The organism is Mucilaginibacter myungsuensis (genome assembly GCF_015222005.1).
In the GTDB taxonomy this organism is placed as follows: Bacteria; Bacteroidota; Bacteroidia; order Sphingobacteriales; family Sphingobacteriaceae; genus Mucilaginibacter; species Mucilaginibacter myungsuensis.
On record NZ_JADFFL010000007.1, the window covers coordinates 137,004 to 159,040 of the forward strand.

A 22,037-nucleotide genomic window follows, 5' to 3' on the forward strand; every position below is an offset into this window, starting at 1 on the left:
CATCTTGTTTCGTTGTCCTACCACCAAAACCTATTAAAATACCTACATTTACCTCAACCAATAACCAATTATGCTACCTGCTATCAAGCTTTTTATTAAAGCTGCCCTCCTATCCGTTTGCCTTTTGTTTATTGTACAAAAGTCGCAAGCGCAAACTAAAGACCTGACCATTAAAGGCAATATCAAACTGACCAAACAGAACGATGCCGAAATGGACGAATGTTTTTTCTGGTACGTGGATATCCTTTCGGCCAAACCGGTCATCATCCCCATCAGGCGGGACACGCTTGGTAATTATAAAGTGAGCGTCCCGATAGAAAGTTATCAGCAATTCTTTTTTGGTAAAGCCATGAATAATAAAGGCCAGGTTTATTACAGCACCGGGATGCGCTGGTTCTCATTCTTCGGAAAGCCAGGACAGACCATGACCATCGATTACAAACAAGAGAAGCACCCCTTTGATCTGAAATTTGCCGGCGATTTTGCCAAAGAGAACCAGCAGTACGAAGATTACGATAATGCCCTATCCGGCGGCACCAAAAACCTTTACGAACTATCGCAGAACCGCAAATTGACTCCCGCCGAGGTGAAAGAAATGGCGCTAAGCTCGTTCAAGGAGAAAATGTCGTTCAATAAAAAATATTTTGCTAAGCACCCTGCGCCCGAATTTGTGAAGCAACAAGCTTATTACGACGCGCTTTATAAAACCCAATCTGCCGCTATCGAGATCAACAATAACTCGCAAAACAAAGTGACCGAAGCCATGGTAGCCGACTTTTACCGGTCGATGATGAATACCGGTCGTACCTACAAAGACGGTCCGGGCAAGCTGATCAGCTTTAATACCGACCCGAACCCTTCGCTTAAGAACGCGGGCGCAGTCGGCAACGACGAATACATAGATATGCTGGACAGCTACTACCGCATGCTGGACAGAGCAATTGAATACGACAAGACCCCTACCATCACCTACAAAGCACTGGCCGCTTTTGCACTGAAGCGCTACAAGGATATCAGCGAACAGGACAGGGCCGTGCTGAATAAGATACTTGACGACAAAGAAAAGCTGACCGCCGACGAAGAAGCAAGGCGCGATAAAATGGAACGTTTATATCACCGCGACTTTTTTATAGCTGCCGAAGATCGCAAACAACTGCAAAGCTTTCTAAATATCAAGGACCCGGTGTTGCGGGATATTGCCGCGACCATGATGCTATCGCGCCGTTTAAGTGTCGATAAACTGAACACGATCGAACCTTTGCTGGATATGTATAAAGCCAAGGTGACCAACCCCTATCTAAAAAACAAATTCCTGACAGCATATAATAGGGAATTAGATATTCTATTGGCAAGTAAGATCCCTGCCGGGGCAATACTCAACCCGGCCGACGGGTTTAAGGGTAATGATGTACTTGCACAGATATTACAAAAATACAAAGGCAAAGTAGTGTACCTGGATGTTTGGGCCACCTGGTGCGTACCTTGTATCGCGGCCATGCCCGCCTCTGAAAAACTGCGCGATAAATTTAAAGGGCAAGACGTAGTGTTCCTGTACCTCTGCATCAACTCGCCCGAGCAGATCGGCTGGAAAAACCTGATATCGACCAAAAACATCGAAGGCCAGCATTACTTCCTCGATCCAACGCAATCATCCGCCGTCGGCCGCGCATTGAATATCGCTTTCATTCCGCGTTACACCTTGATAGATAAGGAAGGCAATATTGTAGAGAAAGAAACTACATCACCCTATGATGCTAATACGGTGAATAAGATCAGCGAGCTGATCAAGAAATAAAGTAAGACATCAGAAGAGGCGTCACCCTGAGTTTATAGATATTTTGGAACTTGAAGCTAATATAACAAAGGGGTGTCACCCTAAGCCTGTCGAAGGGCGACGTGCGCGGGGTATGGCCGATATGCATGCTCACCGCTTGCATAGTGTCAAGCCCTCTGCACCATGGTTCGACGGGCTCACCATGACACCCTAAAACAAACACAACATAACGGGATGACCTTTTAGACTTCGGACTTTAGACTTTAGACTTTAGACTTCTGACTTAAACGCCCACCTATTTTTCCGCTTATTGTAACTTTTACACTCGGCCGGGCGTCTATACAATAAATACGACCGAACGGTTTATGCGCAGTTTATACTTTTACTTGTTGCTACTTTGCTTTATGGGGATAGCCCCGTGGGCAAGCGGTGCGCATGTAAAGCCGGTACCACACATTATTTTCAAACCTACTACCGTCTACCCCGACCCTGAGCCTTACGGCGATTTTAAAACACTGATCGTCCCTTTTAAAAAAGTCGGCAATCTGATCGTGATAGAGGCCCAGGTAGATACCATGTATGGCAATTTTATTTTAGATACCGGCGCGCCGGGCGTGGTGCTGAATAAGACCTATTTCCGAGATGCGCCACATATAGAAGAGCAAGATGCTGCCGGGATCAATGGATCGGCCAACGGAACTTTCAAAACGTCCATCAAACACCTGTCGATATTTGAATTGAATTACGACCGACTATCGGCCGACGTTTGCGATCTGTCGCGGATAGAGAACGGGCGCAACATCAAGATACTTGGGCTGTTGGGTACTCGCCTGTTCACCAAATTCGCTATCACCGTGGATGTTAACCAAAGCGTGCTGTTCATCCATAAACTGGATGATAAAGGCAATATCCCTGCAGCCGAACGCGTTTTTGCTCATGCCGATATTACTACGCCTTTCAAGTTTTTAAATAACGTGGTGTATTTAAGGGGTAACGTGGGTGCCGAAAAATTGTGGTTCGCTTTTGATACCGGGGCCGAAAGTAACCTGATCGACTATAACCGCAACAAAAAACTGGCAGCATCAATGCAAATATTAGGCCGCCGTAAACTGACCGGGGTTGGCGGTGCAAGTTTTGAGGTGATCAGCGGTGAATTTGAGAAACTGAACATCGGCGGGCACGATTTCCTGAAGAATAAAGCGGTACTGACCGACCTGGAAAAAATGGGGTCGGCTTACGGATACACCGTCGATGCGATGCTGGGCTACGATTTTTACTCACGTGGTATTTTTACGATCAATTTCGTTAAAAAGCAGTTTGAAATGTACATTTACAACCGGGACAACGTACAATGAAAGGGTTGAAAAAACATATCGTTCTGTTTTTACTGATGGTAGGCATTTGCAATAATGCCCTATCGCAGAGCAGGAATAATATGTCTTTATCCCACGATCATTTGATCTTGCTGATCGACCTGAAGTCGACCCGTTTACAGGTGGATAGTATATTGAAAGCCGCCGGCATTACCAATGTAAGCGCCGATATGATCTTTAAAGGCGAGCACGACAACCTTAAAAAAGACGGCTGGAAAGTAAAGAAATTGCAGAACGACCTGTTACAGTTCGACCTTTCTTTAAGCGCATTAAAAAAGAACCCGCAACCGGCACCATTCGTTATTTTTAACCCGCAAAAATTAAAAGACAACCGTCCCGGCTATCCCGGCGATGTACCTTTCGGCTTCAACAATTTTGCCAGGGTGACCGTGCATGAATTAGCGTCGGGACAGACCCGTTTCTTTGTACCGGGTAACGACCGGGCTAAGCGCATCATCTTATCGGGCAGTTTTAACGATTGGAGTACGGGCAGGCAACAAATGCTGAAGACAGACAGTGGCTGGATCAGCGATATCAGTTTGCAACCCGGTGTTTATGCCTATAAATTTATTATAGACGGGCGTTGGACCATAGATATGAATAACCGCCTTTTTCAGGAGGACGGCGTGGGTAATACCAATTCGCTTTACTTCCGCTATAATTACACTTTTAAATTGCCCGGCTACCCTAACGCCAAAAGCGTGAACGTGGCCGGTAATTTTAACGGTTATAACGCCAACCAGATCCACTTGTTTAAAACCTTCAACGGCTGGGAGCGCAACCTTTACCTTAAGGATGGTATATACAATTACCGTTTTATGGTCGATGGCAAATGGGTGACCGAAGGTGCCAGCGGCAACGATCCGCGGGGGACATCTGTCAGCCTGGGTGAGACCGTCGACTTTAAACTGGATGGCTTTACCAAAGCCAACAAGGTTTGCATAGCGGGCACTTTTAACAACTGGAAGCCCGACAACATCTTTATGCAAAAAACGGCCACCGGCTGGGCTTTCCCTTACACGCTGGCTGCAGGCAATTATCAGTATAAATTTATCGTCGACGGCAAGTGGATGACCGACCCGGCCAACCAGCGTAAAGCCGATATGGACGGCGAGACGAACTCTTTTATATGCGTTAAGCCTAATCATACCTTCACCCTAAAAGGCTATCCTAAGGCCCGTACGATACGTATATCGGGCACCTTTAATGATTGGGCCGAGGACGGCTATACCCTCGCCAAAAACGGCGACAACTGGACCATCAGCCTGCGCTTAAAACCCGGAAAGTGCCTTTACAAATTTATTGTGGATGGGCAATGGGTGCTGGACAATACCAACAAACTGTGGGAGCAGAACGAACACAATACCGGCAACTCGGTGGTATGGGTGGAGAATTGAGTCCATAGTCCATAGTCCATAGTCCATAGTCCATAGTCCATAGTCCATAGTGGGGATTTGTCTTTGAGACCTTTGTTTTACGTTGAAATAACTTTTTCTGGCCATGGATCATGGACTATCGACCATGGACTAAAATTTTGTATCTTTCGGATTCAATAAACTATGGTCTATGGACCATCAACCATGGACTAATTCGCATGCAGCTAACTAAGTTAGAGATAAAGGGTTTTAAGAGTTTCGGGGATAAGATCGTCATTAATTTTGACGAGGGGGTTACGGCTGTTGTAGGGCCTAATGGCTGCGGTAAATCTAACGTGGTCGATTCCATCCGCTGGGTATTGGGTGAGCAGAGTACCCGGGCATTACGCTCGGAGAAGATGGAGAACATCATCTTTAATGGCAACAAAAGCCGTAAACCAGCTAATCTTGCCGAGGTGTCGCTGACGTTCGACAATACCAAGAACATCCTCCCTACCGATTTCTCGCAAGTGACCATCACCCGCAAGCTTTATCGTAGCGGCGAGAGTGAATACCGACTAAATGATGTACAATGCCGCCTGAAAGACATCACAGACCTATTTTTGGATACTGGTATCGGATCCGACTCTTACTCGATCATCGAACTAAAGATGATCGACGAGATCATCACCAATAAAGAGCACTCGCGCCGAAACCTGTTCGAAGAGGCATCGGGCATATCCAAATACAAGCTCCGCAAAAAACAAACGTTCAGCAAGTTAAAAGATACCGAAGCCGATCTTGAACGTGTGGAGGATCTGTTGTTCGAGATAGAAAAGAACTTAAAGACCTTAGAGAATCAGGCAAAAAAGACCGAACGGTATTATCGCTTGCGCGAGCAGTATAAGTCGTTAAGCATTATGCTGGCCTCGTTCCGTATTGTGATGTTCAGCGAGTCGCTGGCGCAGATAGAGGAACAGGAGCAATTGCAAAAAGAAGGCAAAAGCGGCATCCTGACCATGATAGACAAGATGGAGGCCGACCTGCAAAAGCAAAAACTGGACAGCCTTACCCGCGAGAAAAACTTATCGACACAGCAAAAAGCCACTAACGAATATGTGGCCAAGATACGCGCTTACGAGAGCGAGAAAAAGATAAAGAACGAGCAACTCCGAAATCAGCAGGAGAAAGAAAAACGCCTGACAGATGAGTTGGAGAAGGACCGCAACCAGCTGAACCACGTCCTCTACAACATCAAACGCCTGAACGAAGAGAAAGTCCAGGAAGACGAGAACCTGGAAACGGTTCAGACCAAAGTAGCCGATCTAAAAGCCGCCGTTGATGAACTACGCGCCGAGCAAAACGAAAGCCGCAATGAGTTGAATGAGCTGAACAGCATTAACAACCGCCTGCAAAACCAGATCTACAAAGCCGAGAAGGACAGCGAGATACTACAGATACAGCAACAAGCCCTGGAGCAGGAAAGCCTGCGCAATATGGAGGATGCGGAAGGCAAGGAAGTGGAATTATCGCACTTCAATACCGTTGTTGCCGAGCTAAAGTCGTCATTAGAAGTTTTTGAAAAAGAGCTGGAACTGGCTGTAGATGCCGAGACCAAACTACAAGAACAGATAGTTATCAATGAGACGGAATTAACGGAGGTAAAAAGCGGCATAGCTGCTGAAGGCCGCCGTTTGGATGCCAAGCAGAACGAGTATAACCTGACCAAAAGTATGGTCGACAATCTGGAAGGTTTCCCCGAGTCGATACGTTTTTTAAAAAAGAACGCGGATTGGTCTAAGAACGCCCCCCTATTCAGCGATGTGCTTTTTTGCCGTGAGGAATATCGCGTAACGATAGAGAACTACCTGGAGCCGATGATGAACCACTACGTGGTAGAGAATTATGCCGAGGCGATCAGCGCGATCGAATTGCTCAGCAGTTCGTCGCGTGGCAGGGCGCAGTTCTTTATCCTGGGCAATTACCCGGTAGAGCCGGCGACCGCCGTTGTACATGGCGATTGGCTGCCTGCATTGAGCGTGGTTGAGGTGGAACAACGTTACCAACCATTGGTGAATCATCTGTTGAAGAACGTTTACCTGATCCATGAAAAGGCGGATAAAGGACTGGATACCCAGCCACTGCCTGATGGCGCCATTGTATTGAGCAAGACCGGTAAATTCAATAAGGCTAAATATACCATGGCGGGCGGATCGGTCGGCTTATTTGAGGGTAAGCGTATCGGTCGCGCTAAAAATTTGGAGAATTTGGCTAAGGAGATCAAAGGGCTGGAAAGCCAGTTGGCTAAGTTAAAGAGCCGTTCGGAGGAGTTACAAGCCAACCTGGTCAACCTGCGCGCCCAAGGCAAAGCCGACGAGATCAAACAAAAGCAAACTCAGTTGAACCAACTAAATACCGAACTGATCACGGTGAAGACCCGTCAGGAGCAGTATCAGGAATTTATTGAGAATAGCCGTAACCGTAAAGAGGACATTGCCCGCAAGATCACCAATATTATTGCAGAGATGGCCGCGCTTGCGCCGCAGCTGGTGACCTTTAAAGAGCAAAAAGAAACACAGGCAGAACTACTACAAGAGAAGCAAGCTGCATTTAATGAGTTGAATGAATACCTGACGGTGCAATCTAACGCCTACAATCAGGAGAACATCCGCTTTCACCAACAGCAAAATAAGGTATCAAGCCTGCAAAAAGATCTGGACTATCGGGATACCCAGCAGGAAAGTTTGGAAACCCGCATCGCACAGAACAGCACCGAGTTGACATCGGTAAAAGAAAAGATACAGGAGATATTAAAACTGGCCGACCACTCTGACGATGACCTGTTAGAGATGTATGCCCAAAAAGAAGAACTTGAAAAGGCCGCTCAACAAGCCGAACAGGAATACTACGCCTGGAAAGGCCAGATCACCGAGGCAGAGAGCGAGATAGCACAACTACGCCGCAAAAAAGATAACGTGGAATTGCTCGAGGCAGAACTGCGTGACAAAAAGACCAACTTGCGTGTTGACTTGAACTCCCTGAAAGAGCGCCTTTCGGTAGAATTTAATATCGACATAGAAGACCTGCTGAACGCCGAAATACCCGAAGGCGAGAACGAAGCAGACCTGCGCGACCGCACCGAAAAAATGAAACGCCAGCTGGACGAATTCGGTGCGATAAACCCAATGGCAGTAGAGGCCTATGCCGAGATGAACGAGCGCTATACCTTCATCCAGGCACAAAAGAAGGATCTGAATGAGGCCAAAGCATCGCTATTAGCCACTATCCAGGAGATAGACGAAACCGCTAAAGAGAAATTCATGGCAGCGTTCATCCACGTGCGCGAGAATTTTATCCACGTGTTCCGCTCGCTGTTTAACGAGGAAGACTCATGCGACCTGATCCTGACCGATCCTCAACATCCCTTGGAATCGGATATCGATATCATCGCTAAGCCAAAAGGCAAACGCCCGCTATCGATCAATCAATTATCAGGCGGCGAAAAAACTTTGACAGCTACGGCTATCTTGTTCTCGCTCTACCTGTTAAAACCTGCTCCCTTCTGTATCTTTGATGAGGTGGATGCGCCACTGGATGATACCAATATCGATAAGTTCAACAACATCATCCGCAAGTTCAGTAACCAGTCGCAGTTCATCATCGTATCGCACAACAAACGGACCATCGCCAGTACCGATGTGATCTATGGCGTGACCATGGTAGAGCAGGGTGTATCGCGCGTGGTGCCGGTTGACTTGAGGGAATTGGCGGACTGATGATCAGTGATCAGTGTCGGACTTGTTTACGAAAATAGGTTTAATTACAAACTGCGAAATACGCATCAAAAACGCGTTACAAACTGCAAAATAACGCTGTTTTTTGATACTTTTTTAAACAAGAAAAGCAATTGTTTTGGCCATTGCTTTTCTTGTTTAATGTATCGATATGATCTATTGTTTTAGCTTTGGACCGGTGATGATCATACCTTGCAGGCTTTTCTTTTCGGTCATATGAGCAAAGTCGGCCTGGGTTTGTTCTGATAGTTGACTGCCACCTGTGCTTTGTATCTGCAGGTCGACAGAATTTGTGTAAACACCGTTACTGATGTAGTTAAGGGCTTGGGCTAACAAACGTTCGGTAGGGTCGCCGAACTCTTTGGTGAGGTCATCTGTAGCATATTTGCCCGGGTAAGTGGCGGAACCGGGTGTCATACCGGTAAAATAACCACCCTGGCCTTGTGAGTTTTTGGTCTCGAATTCGGGGATATACATCTCGTACTTGCCTATCCTGATATCAAAGAAACCAACAGGTTTACCATAAGTTGTGGTACCGATCATCTGCACGTTCATGTACGGTTTTAAGCTATTGATGACCAACTCGCTCGATGATGCCGTCGAACTACCCACCAAAAAGAATACCCTATTAAGATTAAGAGAGCCCTTTTTAGCTACTTTAGAAGTTTGTGCATCTAAAGAAAAATCTATGTCGGAGTAATTATACAATTGATTGTTCTCATTTTTCCGAACCTGATTTTTCAGCAATACGGCCTTATTGGAGGTTAACAAAGGGTTAAAATAGGCACTGTAAAGTACTTTACCATTGGCAGATGACGGCACGATCAGGTCGGCCAGGTATTCAGCCGTGGTGGTGTAGCCACCTAAATTGTATCTAAAGTCAACCACAAGGTCGGAGCAACCCGCGGTCGCAAAGTCGCTGAATGCGTTGTCCAGAGCGGTCTGTGTGCTGGATAAACTTACAAAGCTGTTGAATACGATATAACCCACCTTTTTGCCGCTACCGTCGGATAGTACTTTGGTAGTGATCACCGGGTTTATTTTGTAGCTGGCGGTATTCAAGGTTACGGTCATTGTGCTCGCATCAGGCTTTTTTAACACCAATGTAATGCTGCTGTTCTGATAGATAGCATTAGTTAAAAAATTCAAATTAGCGTTATTATCGGCGCTCAGAGCTGTCCGCCCGTTAACGCTGGTGATCTGGTAACCGCGTTTGATCCCGGCCAAACCGGCAGGCGATCCGCTGTAAACATACTTCACCCTCAGATCATTAACACCTGCATAAGAAGGCAGAAAACCGAAATCACCGGTCACGGCATTTAACCTATTTGACGAAGAGGCCAGATCGATAGTCGAATATTTAGCCTGGGTAGATCCGGCCGAATAAAACTCGTAAGCCACGCCTGTGGTCGGGTTTTTTTTGTATTGAGACAGTTGAAAAACTTCTAATTGCAGCGAACTCAATTCATCAGTACCGGCAAATGATCTTGGGTTAAACGCGGCATAATCAGGCAAGGCATCGCTCCAATAATAAGCTTCTTTGGCGTACAGATAAACCGAATCGCGAAGTTTATCGATACCTGAAACAGAAACCAGGGGGTCTACAGGGGTTGGCTCAGTAGCAGCAGGGGTACTTTTTTTGCAGGCCGTAAGCGCACTTATAGCTAAAACTGCCACCAATAGCATTTTCTTCATTATTAATATTTATTGTACATATATACGTTATAACCTGTATAAAAGTGCGCGTTATCGCAAAATATTTTCGCACCAAACAAAAAAGCTAAAGACGTTGGTCCTTAGCTTTTTGTATATCGCTCGGTATAGCTTATTATTTTTTAAGCTTTGGCGCTTTATCCATCACCATTCCGTTGAAGCCTTCCGCACCAACTGACTGTTGAATTGCGGTTTGCGTTCCGGTACTTTGTACCTTAAGGGTAGCACCGTAAGTGCCGGTAGCGACAAAATTTAGCGCGTGTTGCAATAATTTCTCAGTAGGATCACCAAAGTCCTTGGTCAGGTCATCGGCATCATTTACACCAGGGTACTCGGTACTGCCGGGTAACATACCAGTATAGTAACCACCTTGTCCTTGCGAGTTCTTTGTCTCGAACTGCGATACGTATAACTGATACTTGTTGATGTTCATGGCGAAAAACCCTACCGGTTTGCCATAAGTATTTCGTCCGATCAGTTTAACGTCCATGTGGGGACGAAGATTATTGATGGTCAGCTCGCTGGCCGATGCAGTTGATCCGGTCACGATGAAAAATACGCGGTTCACATTCAAATTACCGCGTTTAGCAAATTTAACAGTATTGCCTGCTAACGAGTAATCTATCTGAGCGTAATTATAATATTTGCCGTCCGAGTACTTAAAATACTGATTTTTTAGCAATTGAGCCTGACCATTGGTCAGTATGCTATTATAGTAAGTAGCGTACATAGTGGTATTGTTTTTTGCCGCTGGTGCTATCATATTAGTAAGCGTTTCGGCTGTGGACACATACCCGCCACCATTATACCTAAGGTCCACCACCAGATCGGTCACATTGTTGGTTGCAAAATAATTCATGGCCGTTTCTAACCTGCTTTGCGCATTGGCCGGCGAAGTGAATGAATTTAAAACCATATAGCCGACTTTTTTACCATTGCCCTGATCAAACATTTTGTAAGTGATCACCGGGTTTACAGTATAGCTACTTGAATTAAGCGTTACGCTGTAAGTTGTGTTATCACCGCGGCGCAAGGTCATATTGATGGGTGTAGTACCCAAAGCATTTACAACAAAATTATAATCGGCTGTTAGGCCCAAATTCAGATCGCTGCGACCGTTTATAGCCGTGATCTGTTCGCCACGGTGCAGGTTGGCGTTACCCGCTGCCGACCCCTCGTAAACGTACCTTACCCGCATATCAGTAGCGGATACCGAAGTGACCGCGAAACCAAAATCGGCACGCGAGCCACCAAGCTGTTCACTGGTTTGCCCGTTGTCTATAAAAGAGTACTTAGCCCTACCCGGCGAATTTGCAACGTATTCATAAGCTAAGTTATTGGCAGGATTGATCGCGTATAATGCCAAGGCATTTACCTCGTTACTTAAAGCGGCTGCCTCGGTCGTGCCGCTAAAATTGCGTGGCTGAACGGCATCATAAGCAGGGATCTGGTTATTCCAGTAGTAAGTTTCTTTAGTGTAAAGATATATCGAGTCTTTAATAAGATCTATCGTGCTCCCTTGCACGCCAGGTTCTGTCACCTGAGTTTTCTTTCGGCATGCACCCAATAGTACCACCAAGCATAGCATGGCTGCGTAACAAATTTTCTTCATATAACGGTATTTGATCAAGTTTAACTCTTTAACGCAACTTACACAACATAAGTTGTTTAAGTTAATAAAATATCTTCAGTCAATAAAAAGTCTATTCCGGCCGCCTGTGCGCACCGTTCGTCGGCATCAGCGGTGCCTATCATGACCATGTCCCGGCGTTGTAGCTGGTGCTCGCCGATCAGTTTCAGCATAATGTCAGGCTCGGGTTTTGGGGCTATCTCATCAGCAAAATAGCATATTAGATATTTTTCCAACCCATGCCATTCTACCTGTTTAAGCTTGTTCAGTTGTGTTTCAGGATCACCGTTAGTGACAATGAATATCTTTTTCCTGTCGACAACTATCTCCTGCATCAGCTGCAGCATTTTATGGTAAAGCAGCAACTTTAAAGGCAGCTGCGCATTTTTATGCAGATGATGAAAGTTGAAACGATATTTTTCGTCGAGCTTAAATTTCTCCTGCAATTTATCAAACACCTTATCCCTTCCCTCCTCTTCAAAGGTCTTCACCATCAGATCTACCAAAACCTTTGCATCCAATAACTCGGTGTATTCCAAAAATCCGGCAAACAGGTAATAGACCTGGTACAGATAGTCTTTTTCGGGATACAGCACGTTATCCAGTTCAAAAACAAAGGCTTGTTTGCCGGCGGCTATGTCTTTATACTGCATCGTTCCCTGATAAAATGGTGATACCATATTCGCCGAATAACAGTTCCGCTTCCCGCAGCAATTCAAATTCGGTTGGATGTAGTGCGTAAATAGTGGTGATGTCATTATCAAGCCCCAGCGCCAGCATTTTATGGGCGTAAGAGCCATAGGCAGGATCGGGCAAAACGATCATGCTACCGTTCCTGATCATCAATTGCGGTAGTTCCTGATAGTCGCCAAGGATCACCTCCGCGCTGTTCAATTTACTTTTAAGTTGATAGGCTGCTGTAGATGCAGCCCCGGTGATGAGTATCTTCAATGCTATTATGCTGTAATTAAACCATCTTTCATAATGATCTTGCGGTCTGATAGGTCCGACAGGTCATCGTTATGGGTAACGATCACAAAGGTTTGGTTAAACTCTTTACGCAAGCGGATAAACAACTCGTGCAGATCGCGGGCGTTGGCCGAATCGAGATTACCCGATGGCTCATCGGCAAAGATCAGATCTGGTTTGTTGATCAGCGCACGGGCCACTGCCACACGTTGTTGCTCGCCACCAGATAGTTGCGCGGGTTTATGCGTTGCCCTGTCAGCCAGGCCCAGCATATCTAACAGCTCCATACCCCGTTTCTCTGCCTCGGCCTTTGCTGTCCCGGCGATGAACGCAGGGATGCAGATATTCTCTAACGCGTTAAACTCGGCTAGCAAATGGTGAAATTGAAATATGAAACCGATCTTGCGGTTTCGGAAATCGCTGATCTGAGTGCCATTTAATTTATTCAGCTCGTGCTCATTAAAAAAAAGCTGGCCCGAATCGGGCTTATCCAACGTGCTCAGGATATTGAGCAGCGTACTCTTACCCGCGCCCGAAGCGCCAACGATGGCTACGATCTCGCCCTTGTTGACCGTCAGGCTAACGCCTTTTAAAATATGCAGTTTACCGAACGATCTATTAATATCAATTGCCTTGAGCATAGCCAAAGGTAATGGTTTTGCGCCTTTGTTAGGCTTAGGTCGCGCAGCAATTATTTTTAAAACCGACAGCCCATATTAAATGTATATGATGATATTATTTTCATCGATGCCTAAAAACGTTACCCTATCGCTTAAACTATTGGTTACGATATGCCTTGTGTGCATTAGTGTTACTATTACAAATGCGCAGATCAGCCCACCGCTGACAGGTTCCAGAACGGACACAGTTGCTGATAAAACCAAAGCAACCCGTATCGTTAACCAAAACTTTGATAACATTTACTTGCAGAACGCCCGTATATCCACCTTCGGTAACGAATATGGGCAGCCGATACCAACCCAGTTAGTGGCCGACCTGACCGGAAACTTTGTGGTGTTCGCTACGCCAAAGTCGCGCTTGGCATTCATTTTTAATCCGAGGGTAAAGTTGAGATTGCTAAGTACTCCCGGCGCCCCGGTCAAGTCGCCAAGTTATATGCCGGGCGGTACGCTTTATTATCGCATTAACAGGGATGACCTTAACCCGTCATTTCTGTCGGCCTCTTATTCGCATCACTCTAACGGTGTCCGGGGACCGACCTTAAACCCTAACGGGACCTTCAATACCGACAGCGGTAAATTCACCACCAATTTTTATACGCTGGCCTACACACACGGGAAACGTATAGACCATTTTAACACGATCAGTAACCGTTACGAAACGCTTGGGATTGAACTACATTCGGCTTTGGTAGGTACGGGATATTCGGAAGCATTGAAAGACCGCTATGGTTTTGTAAGGCTGAATGGCAACTTTATGTACAACCTGGCCAAAGCCGGGCCTGACGCTATTGACGGTAACCGAACATTCAATAATTGGATGCGGTTACAGATCGAGTTTAGTTATATACTGGATAAATATGACAACTATGGTACGGGCGATATCAGTAAGCGATTAAATATCAGTGCCCTGTACTTTTATCAATTTCCCTTCATGCAAAATGTAGCGCTAATGGCTGGCGGAGGTTACCGTGGGCAGGATGACTATAACATCTTCTTCCAGAATAGCTACGCGTACTTTACCGTGGGCGTGGCGGCCGGTGTGTCATTCGGGTTTCATCATAAGTAGTGATCAGTGATCACTGATCAGTTGGAAATCTCACCTTATCCTGCTTGTTTTTAAAGAGGGAGATATATTTTTAAACAGATGTAGACTATGGACCGAACGTCAATTATTTAACATTGGCATCCATCAAAGTTAAATAGTGTGTATTTTTGTTGCATGAATACGGCAGAACTATTGCAACGCGCGCTTAACTTCGACTTTTTGACACAGGAGGAAGGCGTTCATCTATATCACCACGCGTCTACTCCCGAATTGGTTTATGTGGCCAACGAGTTACGCAAGATACAGGTGCCGCACGGCAAAGTTACCTGGCAGATAGACCGTAACGTGAACACAACAAACGTGTGTATCGCCAACTGCAAGTTCTGTAATTTTTTTCGTAGGCCGGGTCACGAGGATAGCTATATCACTGACATTGAGACTTACAAGCAAAAGATAGAGGAAACTTTCCGTTTGGGCGGCGACCAACTATTATTGCAAGGCGGCCATCACCCGAATCTTGGTTTGAAGTTCTATACTGACCTATTCAGCGAGCTTAAAGAATTATACCCGACGCTTAAATTACACTCTTTAGGTCCACCCGAGATCGCGCACGTAGCTAAGCTGGAAGGCATGAGCCATTACGATGTGCTTAAAGCGATGAAAGAATCAGGCCTTGATTCGCTTCCCGGTGCAGGTGCCGAGATATTGAACGACCGTGTTCGCCGCTTGATATCTAAAGGCAAATGTGGTGGCAAAGAATGGCTGGACGTGATGCGCGCAGCTCATCAATTGAACCTTCCATCATCAGCAACCATGATGTTCGGCCACGTGGAGACCATCGAAGAACGCTTTGAGCATTTAGTTTGGATCCGCGAGGTGCAGTCAGAAAAACCTGAGGATCATTACGGTTTTATCGCCTTTATCCCATGGCCTTTTCAGGACGACGGCACACTGCTTAGAAAAGTTCGCGGCATCACCAACAATGTGACCGGCGACGAGTATATCCGCATGATCGCATTAAGCCGTATTATGCTGCCTAACATCAAAAACATCCAAGCATCATGGCTGACCGTTGGTAAACAGGTAGCCCAAATGTGCTTACACGCGGGTGCTAACGACTTTGGGTCCATCATGATCGAGGAGAATGTGGTATCTGCTGCCGGTGCACCTCACCGCTTTACGGCACAAGGTATCCAGAATGCTATCCGCGAGGCTGGCTTTGAGCCGCAACTGCGTACCCAAAAGTATATCTGGCGCGATACCCCTGCACACTTAGAAGAACAGGTGATCAACTACTAAGCTGAATTATTTACCCGATGATGCCCTTACATTCATTATTGTGGGTACAATGATGGTTTGCTTATCGGCTAAGGATGTTTTGTTGTTCAACTTATTGAGCAATAGAGTGATCACGTTATCGGCTATCTCCTCTATTGGTTGCGCTATAGCTGTTACCGGCGGAGTATAAAGTTGGAACACATCGTAATCGTCAAAAGATATCACCGCCAGATCATCGGGTACAGATATACCAAGCCTTTTAAACACTTTTAAACCGCAAACCCCAACGTGGTTGGTGCCGAACAGCACCGCATCAAGGCGTTTATGGTTTTCGTTGATATACTCGAATATCGGCTCGATGATCAGATCCTCGTTCTGCTGAAATTTTACCTGTTTGATATTGGTTTTCAATCCAGCCTCGGCAATGGCTTGCTCATAACCAGCCAAACGATCATTCATTTGGGTCTGCTCTGACGAGAAAGTTACGAAAGCGATATCCTTATATCCCTGTTTGATAAGTACCTGCGTGGCTTTAAAAGTACTTGCCTTATTGTCGATCACTACGTGGTCGGTGTCTACGTTCGGCAAATAACGATCGAACATCACTACCGGTAAATTATTTTTAAGCAGATCGTTAACGTCCTCCTCGATGCCCTCAGGCGGGGCCATAATATAGCCATCCACATGCCTGTCGCGGAACATCTGGATCAGATCTTTGGTCTTGTTGGTATCGTTATCGGTACTGCAATAGATGATCTTATAGCCGTTCTTGTAAGCGCGGTCCTCTATCAAACGGGCTATGGCCGCAAAGAAAGGGTTAGAGATATCCTCCACCATCAAACCGATGATATTTGATTTGCCCGTGCGCAAACTCTTAGCCAGCGAATTAGGTTTATAGCCTACCTCCTCTACAAACTTCATCACCCGGGCCACCAGTTCCTCACTGATTCGTTTCTCCGCAGCACGACCGTTCAGGATGAACGATACCGAGGTTTTAGATATATTCAGCGAGTTGGCAATATCAACTATCGATAACTTTTTCTTCACGATGTAATAATACTTAATTAAAATTTATCAATGTCAAACGGCAACGCTTTTCGTCTGTTATTTCGGCTTCAGCGCGCCTATTTTTGCGCGGGTTACATAGTATCCAAAAACAAAGATAACCAAGTAACAAATAATGGGCAGGAAATAGGCCGTAGCCACATGCTTATCTGCCACGATACCCATTAACGGTGGGAACACCGCGCCGCCCACAACACCCATCACAATAAAGGATGCGCCCTGCTCAGTATGCCGCCCCAGGTTTTTCAACCCCAAACTAAATATCGTAGGGAACATAATGCTAAAGAAAAAGTTGACCATCAGCAAAGCCACAAACGATACTACTCCTGCTCCCTGAGCCACGATCACACACATCACCACATTCCCGATAGCAAATGCCGAAAGCAACTTACTTGGCGCAATGTAACGCATCAAAAACGTCCCTGCAAAACGGCCGACCATCATCATGGCGATACTCAGCGAAAAATAGTAGCTGGCCCGCTCATCCGTCAAGCCCATGATCTCGCGACCGTAATTGATAAAGAACGCCCAGGTACCGCCCTGCGCAGCCACGTTGAAAAACTGCGCTACTATCGCAAATATAAAGTGCTTATGGCTAAATAGTTTCTTATCAGCAATCGGCTCTGCTCCTACAGCATATGTATCTGTAGCAACCGTATGCGGGTTATGCAACTCCGGCACTTTAACGAACGAAAAAGCGATAGCGATAACCGTGATCACCAAACCTATAGTGATGTAAAGGTATTTGACCGATACCAGATCTGCCGTATGCGCATGCTCGGCCCTGAGGATGAAATACCCGCCTATCAGCGGACCGATAACACCACCCAACCCGTTAAAGGCCTGCGCAAAATTGATGCGCTGATCACTCGTTTCCTGCGGACCGAGGGCGGCCATAAATGGGTGCGCTACGGCCTCTAACGTAGCCAAACCGCAAGCCAACACGAACAACGCCAACCTGAACTGCCCGAATGATCCTGCATTAGCTGCCGGAATGAACAGGAAAGCGCCTATAGCGTATAACAACAACCCCAGCTGTACGCCGCGTTTATAGCCAAAATACTTCATGAACAAACCTGCCGGGATGCCCATCACCGCGTAAGCCCCGAAGATAGAGAACTGCACATACCCTGAAGCCGCCTTACTGATATGCAGCACATTCTGAAAATGCTTATTCAGTACATCGCCCATGGTGATGGCCACGCCCCACAACAGGAACAGCGATGTAACGAAACATAAAACAAGGGTGTACCTTTTCTCGGTAAATTTTGGCTCGGCGCTCACTTGATCTGCACTTGTAAATTGGTGAGCTAAATGTAACAGATCATCTTGCTAAATCGACTTAATTTGAAAATTTGATACTACTTTTTATTTCTAATTAATATTTTATCCAGGCTACAACCTTTTGTGGTGGAAATGGTTCTTTGATCAGCATCATTTATTAAGTCGACAACACGTGAACCCTACTCTATTTATACTCCTTGAAGCGGCCAAGCCGCCGGCAGAAGAAAACATAAAGATCGGTGAGATCCTTGCCCCTATCTTAAGTGGCTTGGCATTCACGCTTTCAGCGGCCGCATTCATTTTTACTGTGATCATTCAGTTGAAAGAACGCAAACGTAATCTTCGTCAAACCTTAAGTACTTCGCTCAGTGATATAGCCCGCATTAACGTGGATGTATCTAAACTGAAGAATGAAGTTGAGGACGGTGACGCCGGCGTGATCAAAATGCTTAAAAGCTATAACGCGCAACGTGGCACGCTGGCCTCTAACGCCGATTTTCTGATCAAAGAAAACGAGAAACTGATCACCGATTCGGACTGCCAGTTGATGGCATTTACTTACGATGACCTGGGCGACACCCGCAAAGCAAAAGAGTATTGGCAACAAGCTATAGACCGTTCGGACACCCCTGCGCAAAAACACCTGCATCAAAGAGATTATGCGGCTTTTCTTTATAGCAATAACGAAGAAAAAGAGGGTCGCGATCTATTTGAAGCATCATTGAATGGCCGACTGAATGAAACTGATAACGAATTACGCTACCTTTCTGAAACTTATTTGATCTGGGCTAAATTGGAACGCAATTTTGATGACCAGGGCGAGTTTGATCGACTAATGGACCGGGCAAAAGAACAATGCCACAAGATAAAACACAAAGGCAAACAAAAAGAAATGGGCCGGCTGATAGAACAAACCATCAACCCGCCCATAAAAAAAGAGAAGCAGGGAAGCGAAAAGGAATAACAATCCTTCTTCGCCTGCAGAACTTTGTTATTTAGCGTAGATCACTTTTGCCATCTCATCAGCAACCAATTTGTTACCGGCATCGTTCAGGTGAACACCATCGCTGGTCAGCACACCACGGTCAGCATTTTTAGGATTGTTAGCCAAAGCATACTCGTGGAAGATCTTGCGCAGATCGATCAGTTTGCAATTGTTAGATGCAGCCAAGTCACGGATAAACTGGGCATATTTGTTCAGATCGCCGTCCATATCATTAGTATAATCGGTCTTTTCACCGATAGCTGCGGGGGTTACCAGCGCAACCTTGATATTTTTAGCCTGAAACTTTTTGATCAGCGCGGTATAGAACTTTACAAATTTATCAGGATCGGTACCGGTAAGTGATGTGCGTTTGTGCCAAACATCATTCACACCTACCCAGATCACCACCTGATCCGGCTCTTTGCTAAGCACGTCCTCTTCAAAACGTAAATACAGATCGTAGATCTTATTACCGCCAATGCCCGCGCCAAATAGTTCGTAATCGCCGGTCTTTTGCTTGGCAACCAGATCATCTTTTAAGAGAGTAATAAACCCCTTTGGACCAACGGCCGCCTGGGTAATAGAATCGCCAAAGAAGACGATCTTAGTTGGTTTAACGATCTTAAAAGCGGTGAAGGCTATTGCTGCCACTAACAGTAGTATAACTTTTTTCATATCTCAGTTTATTGGTTTTGTTATTTAAATTTTAGTTTGATAAATCGCGGTCGGTACAATTGTGGATCAGTTGCTAGATCCTTGTCAAATTCGGCTGAGTTGATATTGTATGATATCAGCAACTCACCAGGTTTTGACAGACTTGGATGCGCTTTAGCATTGTAAACCAAATAGGTTTTCTTAAGCAGGTCCTTACTGCAATCCCATATCTTAATGGGCGGCCCGAAAGGCCCATAAGGGGTTTTACCGATACGCAGACCGATATCTTTGCTCATCCCTGCTATTTGGTAAATGAGTGCATAACGCCCATCAGGCATCGCGGTAACACTTAATTCGTTAGATACCCAATCGGCTACCTTTTCGGCCTTGTTCATTTCGTTTGACCAGGTCTTTCCGTCCCAAAAGGTCCATTTATCAAACTGCTCAAATTCTTTTGGTAGCACACGACTAACCAGCAGGTTTTTGGTTTTGTTGTCGACACCATACACATAAATATAGCCATCCGGGGCAGGTGCACCGGCGGTTTTTGTATTCACATAAATGCCCGCCCCGAACGACCCCAAAGCATCCTTATCATGAAAGATAAAGAACGGAGTATCCATTTGTTGTTGCTGGCCTACGTACGGTGGTTTAGCGTTTTGCGGTATCTTAATGAGCGTATTACCCACCTCACGGAAACCAAATGGCCCGTCAGCCATATTGCGCACCCGGTAACCAAAGATGTAAATGCTGTTGTTCAATTCCTGGTTAACAAAGCCGTCGCCAAGCCAATAGTAATCGTTCTTTTCCGTCTTGGGTGTGCGGGGGATGAAGACAGACTCAGCATAGCCTTCTTTATCCTTATCCCAATAAAAATCCATCTTTCCCTCGGCGCTGCTGCCACTCAGTTCTGCAACCGAATTGTGTATCATTTTAAAGCCCGGCACCAGCGTATTATCGCGCACCTGCCCTACCATGGTATCGCTGAACAAGAACAAGATCTTATCAGTAGCCGATGCCTGCTTATGCTCCACACCATTCAGCGGTATCGTGTAAATACCATCACCACCGAACCAGCCGTTATCGCGTTTCAGCAAAGCCGACCATTCAGGGGCTTCTTCAACCGTGTATTTAAGCGTAGTAAGATCGGTAACCTTTTGCTTTTTTTGAGCTGTAACGCTCAACGTAATGCCCAGAAATAAAACCGTGGCAAGTTGTTTCATGATGATATTGCAGATGGTATTTTATTAGTTTACGCGGTGGTTCTTCCGTGTTGTAAGTATATAAATAATTCCTGTAATTCCGCCGGTAATAAACAAAACAGCTATCAATTCGGCTTGGGTAAAGGCCATAGCCAAAAAGTAATGTTTATCGGTGATCCGTATCTGTTCTATCAGGTAACGTTCGATGCCGTTGAGTATCAGATACAGGTAAAACATCAGCCCCGGAATGGTTATCTGCCGACGGAACGCCCACATCAACCCGAACAAGATCAGGCAAACGGCAGCCTCGTAAAACGAAGTCGGGTAAACACCACGCGCTAAGATCATGCAATGTTCACCTATGCAACTATCGATCGGCACTCCTGCATCGATAGCGTTGTGCGGAAAACGGAACGACCACATCCAGTCGGGCAACCAGCCCAGCCATCCGGGTTTAATACTGCTGTTGATGATCCCCCAATCACCATCGCCCGACAAATGGCAGCCGATCCTCCCAACCGCATAGGCCAGCATCATCCCCGGTGAACCGATATCTGCCAGATGGATCAGTTTCATCCCTTTTTTTTGGCAGATGTACAAATAGGTCAGCGCGCCAAAAACCAAGCCGCCGTAAAAGTTAAACCCATCACGCGAAAGGATCATTTCTACCGGATCGGCAACCAGTGCCTCGTGATGCTCTACCACATCAAAAAGCTTGGCACCTATAAATCCAACAAAACCAAGGGCGAAGACCAGGTATCCTGTCAGCTCGTAAGGGTGAAGCAGTTTAGCTATAATTTTAGGTTCAGGGAGTTGCTGTTTCTTGCGGTCGGTGTATATCCAATAAACAAAAGCAGCACCCGATAAGATCCCGGCCGGCCAATTACCTTGCGCCGAAAAAAGGAATTTGACCGGATCATTCAAAAACATTTGATGATGTAATACCGCAGCAACTACCTTATAACCAAAAACAAAACCCAGCAGTCCGTTAACTAACAGCTCTAACCATGATGCAGGCATGCCGGTCAGCTCTTTCTCGATATAGGGATGTATCCGGCCATCGGCCTCTTTTCGTTTAAACTCGGCCCTGAAGACAAAGTAGGGCAATACAAAAGCCAGCGCTACAAAAAAACCAAAGGTTTGCACCGGGATAGGTATCCGTACGTTAAAAAGATATTCAAAAATATTTGATAGCGTGGGGAACATTCTTTGATCTGATAGCCTGATGGCAAT

Annotated in this window: 17 protein-coding genes; 7 read left to right on the plus strand and 10 right to left on the minus strand. The window is 45.9% G+C overall.

Annotated features, from left to right (window positions below; genetic code table 11):
- Positions 1–70 precede the first annotated feature (70 nt).
- From IRJ16_RS17465 to smc, 4 genes are all read left to right on the plus strand, one after another.
- A complete protein-coding gene (locus IRJ16_RS17465) occupies positions 71–1,795 on the plus strand; it encodes a TlpA family protein disulfide reductase (RefSeq protein ID WP_194112924.1) in 1,725 nt (574 codons plus the stop codon).
- A 344-nt stretch (positions 1,796–2,139) separates the two neighbouring features.
- Complete coding sequence (locus IRJ16_RS17470) at positions 2,140–3,129, plus strand: aspartyl protease family protein (RefSeq protein WP_194112926.1); 990 nt, start codon at positions 2,140–2,142, stop codon at positions 3,127–3,129.
- Positions 3,126–4,544: a glycogen-binding domain-containing protein gene (locus IRJ16_RS17475; RefSeq protein ID WP_194112927.1), complete on the plus strand. Its 1,419-nt coding sequence runs from the start codon at positions 3,126–3,128 to the stop codon at positions 4,542–4,544. The genes IRJ16_RS17470 and IRJ16_RS17475 overlap by 4 nt, the downstream gene beginning before the upstream one ends.
- 197 nt (positions 4,545–4,741) lie before the next feature.
- Positions 4,742–8,278, plus strand: a complete 3,537-nt coding sequence (gene smc / locus IRJ16_RS17480; protein WP_194112928.1) for a chromosome segregation protein SMC — start codon at positions 4,742–4,744, stop codon at positions 8,276–8,278.
- Positions 8,279–8,452: 174 nt separating this feature from the next.
- Here smc and IRJ16_RS17485 read toward each other — a convergent pair whose 3' ends face one another.
- The 5 genes from IRJ16_RS17485 to IRJ16_RS17505 all read right to left on the minus strand — a co-directional run bounded on the left by IRJ16_RS17485 (position 8,453) and on the right by IRJ16_RS17505 (position 13,249).
- Positions 8,453–9,991 (minus strand): S41 family peptidase, encoded by a 1,539-nt coding sequence (locus tag IRJ16_RS17485; protein WP_194112930.1) that lies wholly within the window; start codon positions 9,989–9,991, stop codon positions 8,453–8,455.
- 133 nt (positions 9,992–10,124) lie between these two features.
- Positions 10,125–11,621 carry a S41 family peptidase gene (locus tag IRJ16_RS17490; protein WP_194112931.1) on the minus strand — a complete coding sequence of 499 codons (1,497 nt, stop codon included), beginning with the start codon at positions 11,619–11,621 and terminating at the stop codon, positions 10,125–10,127.
- Positions 11,622–11,677: 56 nt separating this feature from the next.
- Positions 11,678–12,319: an HAD family hydrolase gene (locus IRJ16_RS17495; protein ID WP_228080275.1), complete on the minus strand. Its 642-nt coding sequence runs from the start codon at positions 12,317–12,319 to the stop codon at positions 11,678–11,680.
- Positions 12,282–12,590: a hypothetical protein gene (locus tag IRJ16_RS17500; RefSeq protein ID WP_194112932.1), complete on the minus strand. Its 309-nt coding sequence runs from the start codon at positions 12,588–12,590 to the stop codon at positions 12,282–12,284. The genes IRJ16_RS17495 and IRJ16_RS17500 overlap by 38 nt, the downstream gene beginning before the upstream one ends.
- 5 nt (positions 12,591–12,595) lie before the next feature.
- The gene (locus IRJ16_RS17505) at positions 12,596–13,249 is read right to left on the minus strand and encodes an ABC transporter ATP-binding protein (protein WP_194112933.1); all 654 of its coding nucleotides are present in this window, start codon (positions 13,247–13,249) and stop codon (positions 12,596–12,598) included.
- Between the two features lie 85 nt (positions 13,250–13,334).
- Between IRJ16_RS17505 and IRJ16_RS17510 the strand changes: the two genes are divergently transcribed.
- Together IRJ16_RS17510 and IRJ16_RS17515 are read left to right on the plus strand one after the other, a co-directional pair.
- Positions 13,335–14,357, plus strand: a complete 1,023-nt coding sequence (locus tag IRJ16_RS17510; protein WP_194112934.1) for a hypothetical protein — start codon at positions 13,335–13,337, stop codon at positions 14,355–14,357.
- A 153-nt stretch (positions 14,358–14,510) separates the two neighbouring features.
- Positions 14,511–15,635 (plus strand): CofH family radical SAM protein, encoded by a 1,125-nt coding sequence (locus IRJ16_RS17515; protein ID WP_194112935.1) that lies wholly within the window; start codon positions 14,511–14,513, stop codon positions 15,633–15,635.
- 6 nt (positions 15,636–15,641) lie between these two features.
- Here IRJ16_RS17515 and IRJ16_RS17520 read toward each other — a convergent pair whose 3' ends face one another.
- Positions 15,642–16,661: a LacI family DNA-binding transcriptional regulator gene (locus IRJ16_RS17520; RefSeq protein WP_290246119.1), complete on the minus strand. Its 1,020-nt coding sequence runs from the start codon at positions 16,659–16,661 to the stop codon at positions 15,642–15,644.
- Between the two features lie 57 nt (positions 16,662–16,718).
- Complete coding sequence (gene fucP / locus IRJ16_RS17525; protein ID WP_194112936.1) at positions 16,719–17,963, minus strand: L-fucose:H+ symporter permease; 1,245 nt, start codon at positions 17,961–17,963, stop codon at positions 16,719–16,721.
- Between the two features lie 172 nt (positions 17,964–18,135).
- On the opposite strand from fucP, the gene IRJ16_RS17530 reads away from it, so the two are divergent.
- Positions 18,136–18,927 carry a hypothetical protein gene (locus tag IRJ16_RS17530; protein WP_194112937.1) on the plus strand — a complete coding sequence of 264 codons (792 nt, stop codon included), beginning with the start codon at positions 18,136–18,138 and terminating at the stop codon, positions 18,925–18,927.
- Positions 18,928–18,954: 27 nt separating this feature from the next.
- On the opposite strand, the gene IRJ16_RS17535 is transcribed toward IRJ16_RS17530, so the two are convergent.
- Genes IRJ16_RS17535 through IRJ16_RS17545 form a run of 3 tightly spaced genes read right to left on the minus strand, consistent with a single transcriptional unit; the run spans position 18,955 to position 22,010 of the window.
- The gene (locus IRJ16_RS17535; RefSeq protein ID WP_194112938.1) at positions 18,955–19,623 is read right to left on the minus strand and encodes an SGNH/GDSL hydrolase family protein; all 669 of its coding nucleotides are present in this window, start codon (positions 19,621–19,623) and stop codon (positions 18,955–18,957) included.
- Positions 19,624–19,643: 20 nt separating this feature from the next.
- A complete protein-coding gene (locus IRJ16_RS17540; RefSeq protein WP_194112939.1) occupies positions 19,644–20,825 on the minus strand; it encodes a DUF4185 domain-containing protein in 1,182 nt (393 codons plus the stop codon).
- A 24-nt stretch (positions 20,826–20,849) separates the two neighbouring features.
- The gene (locus IRJ16_RS17545) at positions 20,850–22,010 is read right to left on the minus strand and encodes a prolipoprotein diacylglyceryl transferase (protein ID WP_194112940.1); all 1,161 of its coding nucleotides are present in this window, start codon (positions 22,008–22,010) and stop codon (positions 20,850–20,852) included.
- Positions 22,011–22,037: the final 27 nt, after the last annotated feature.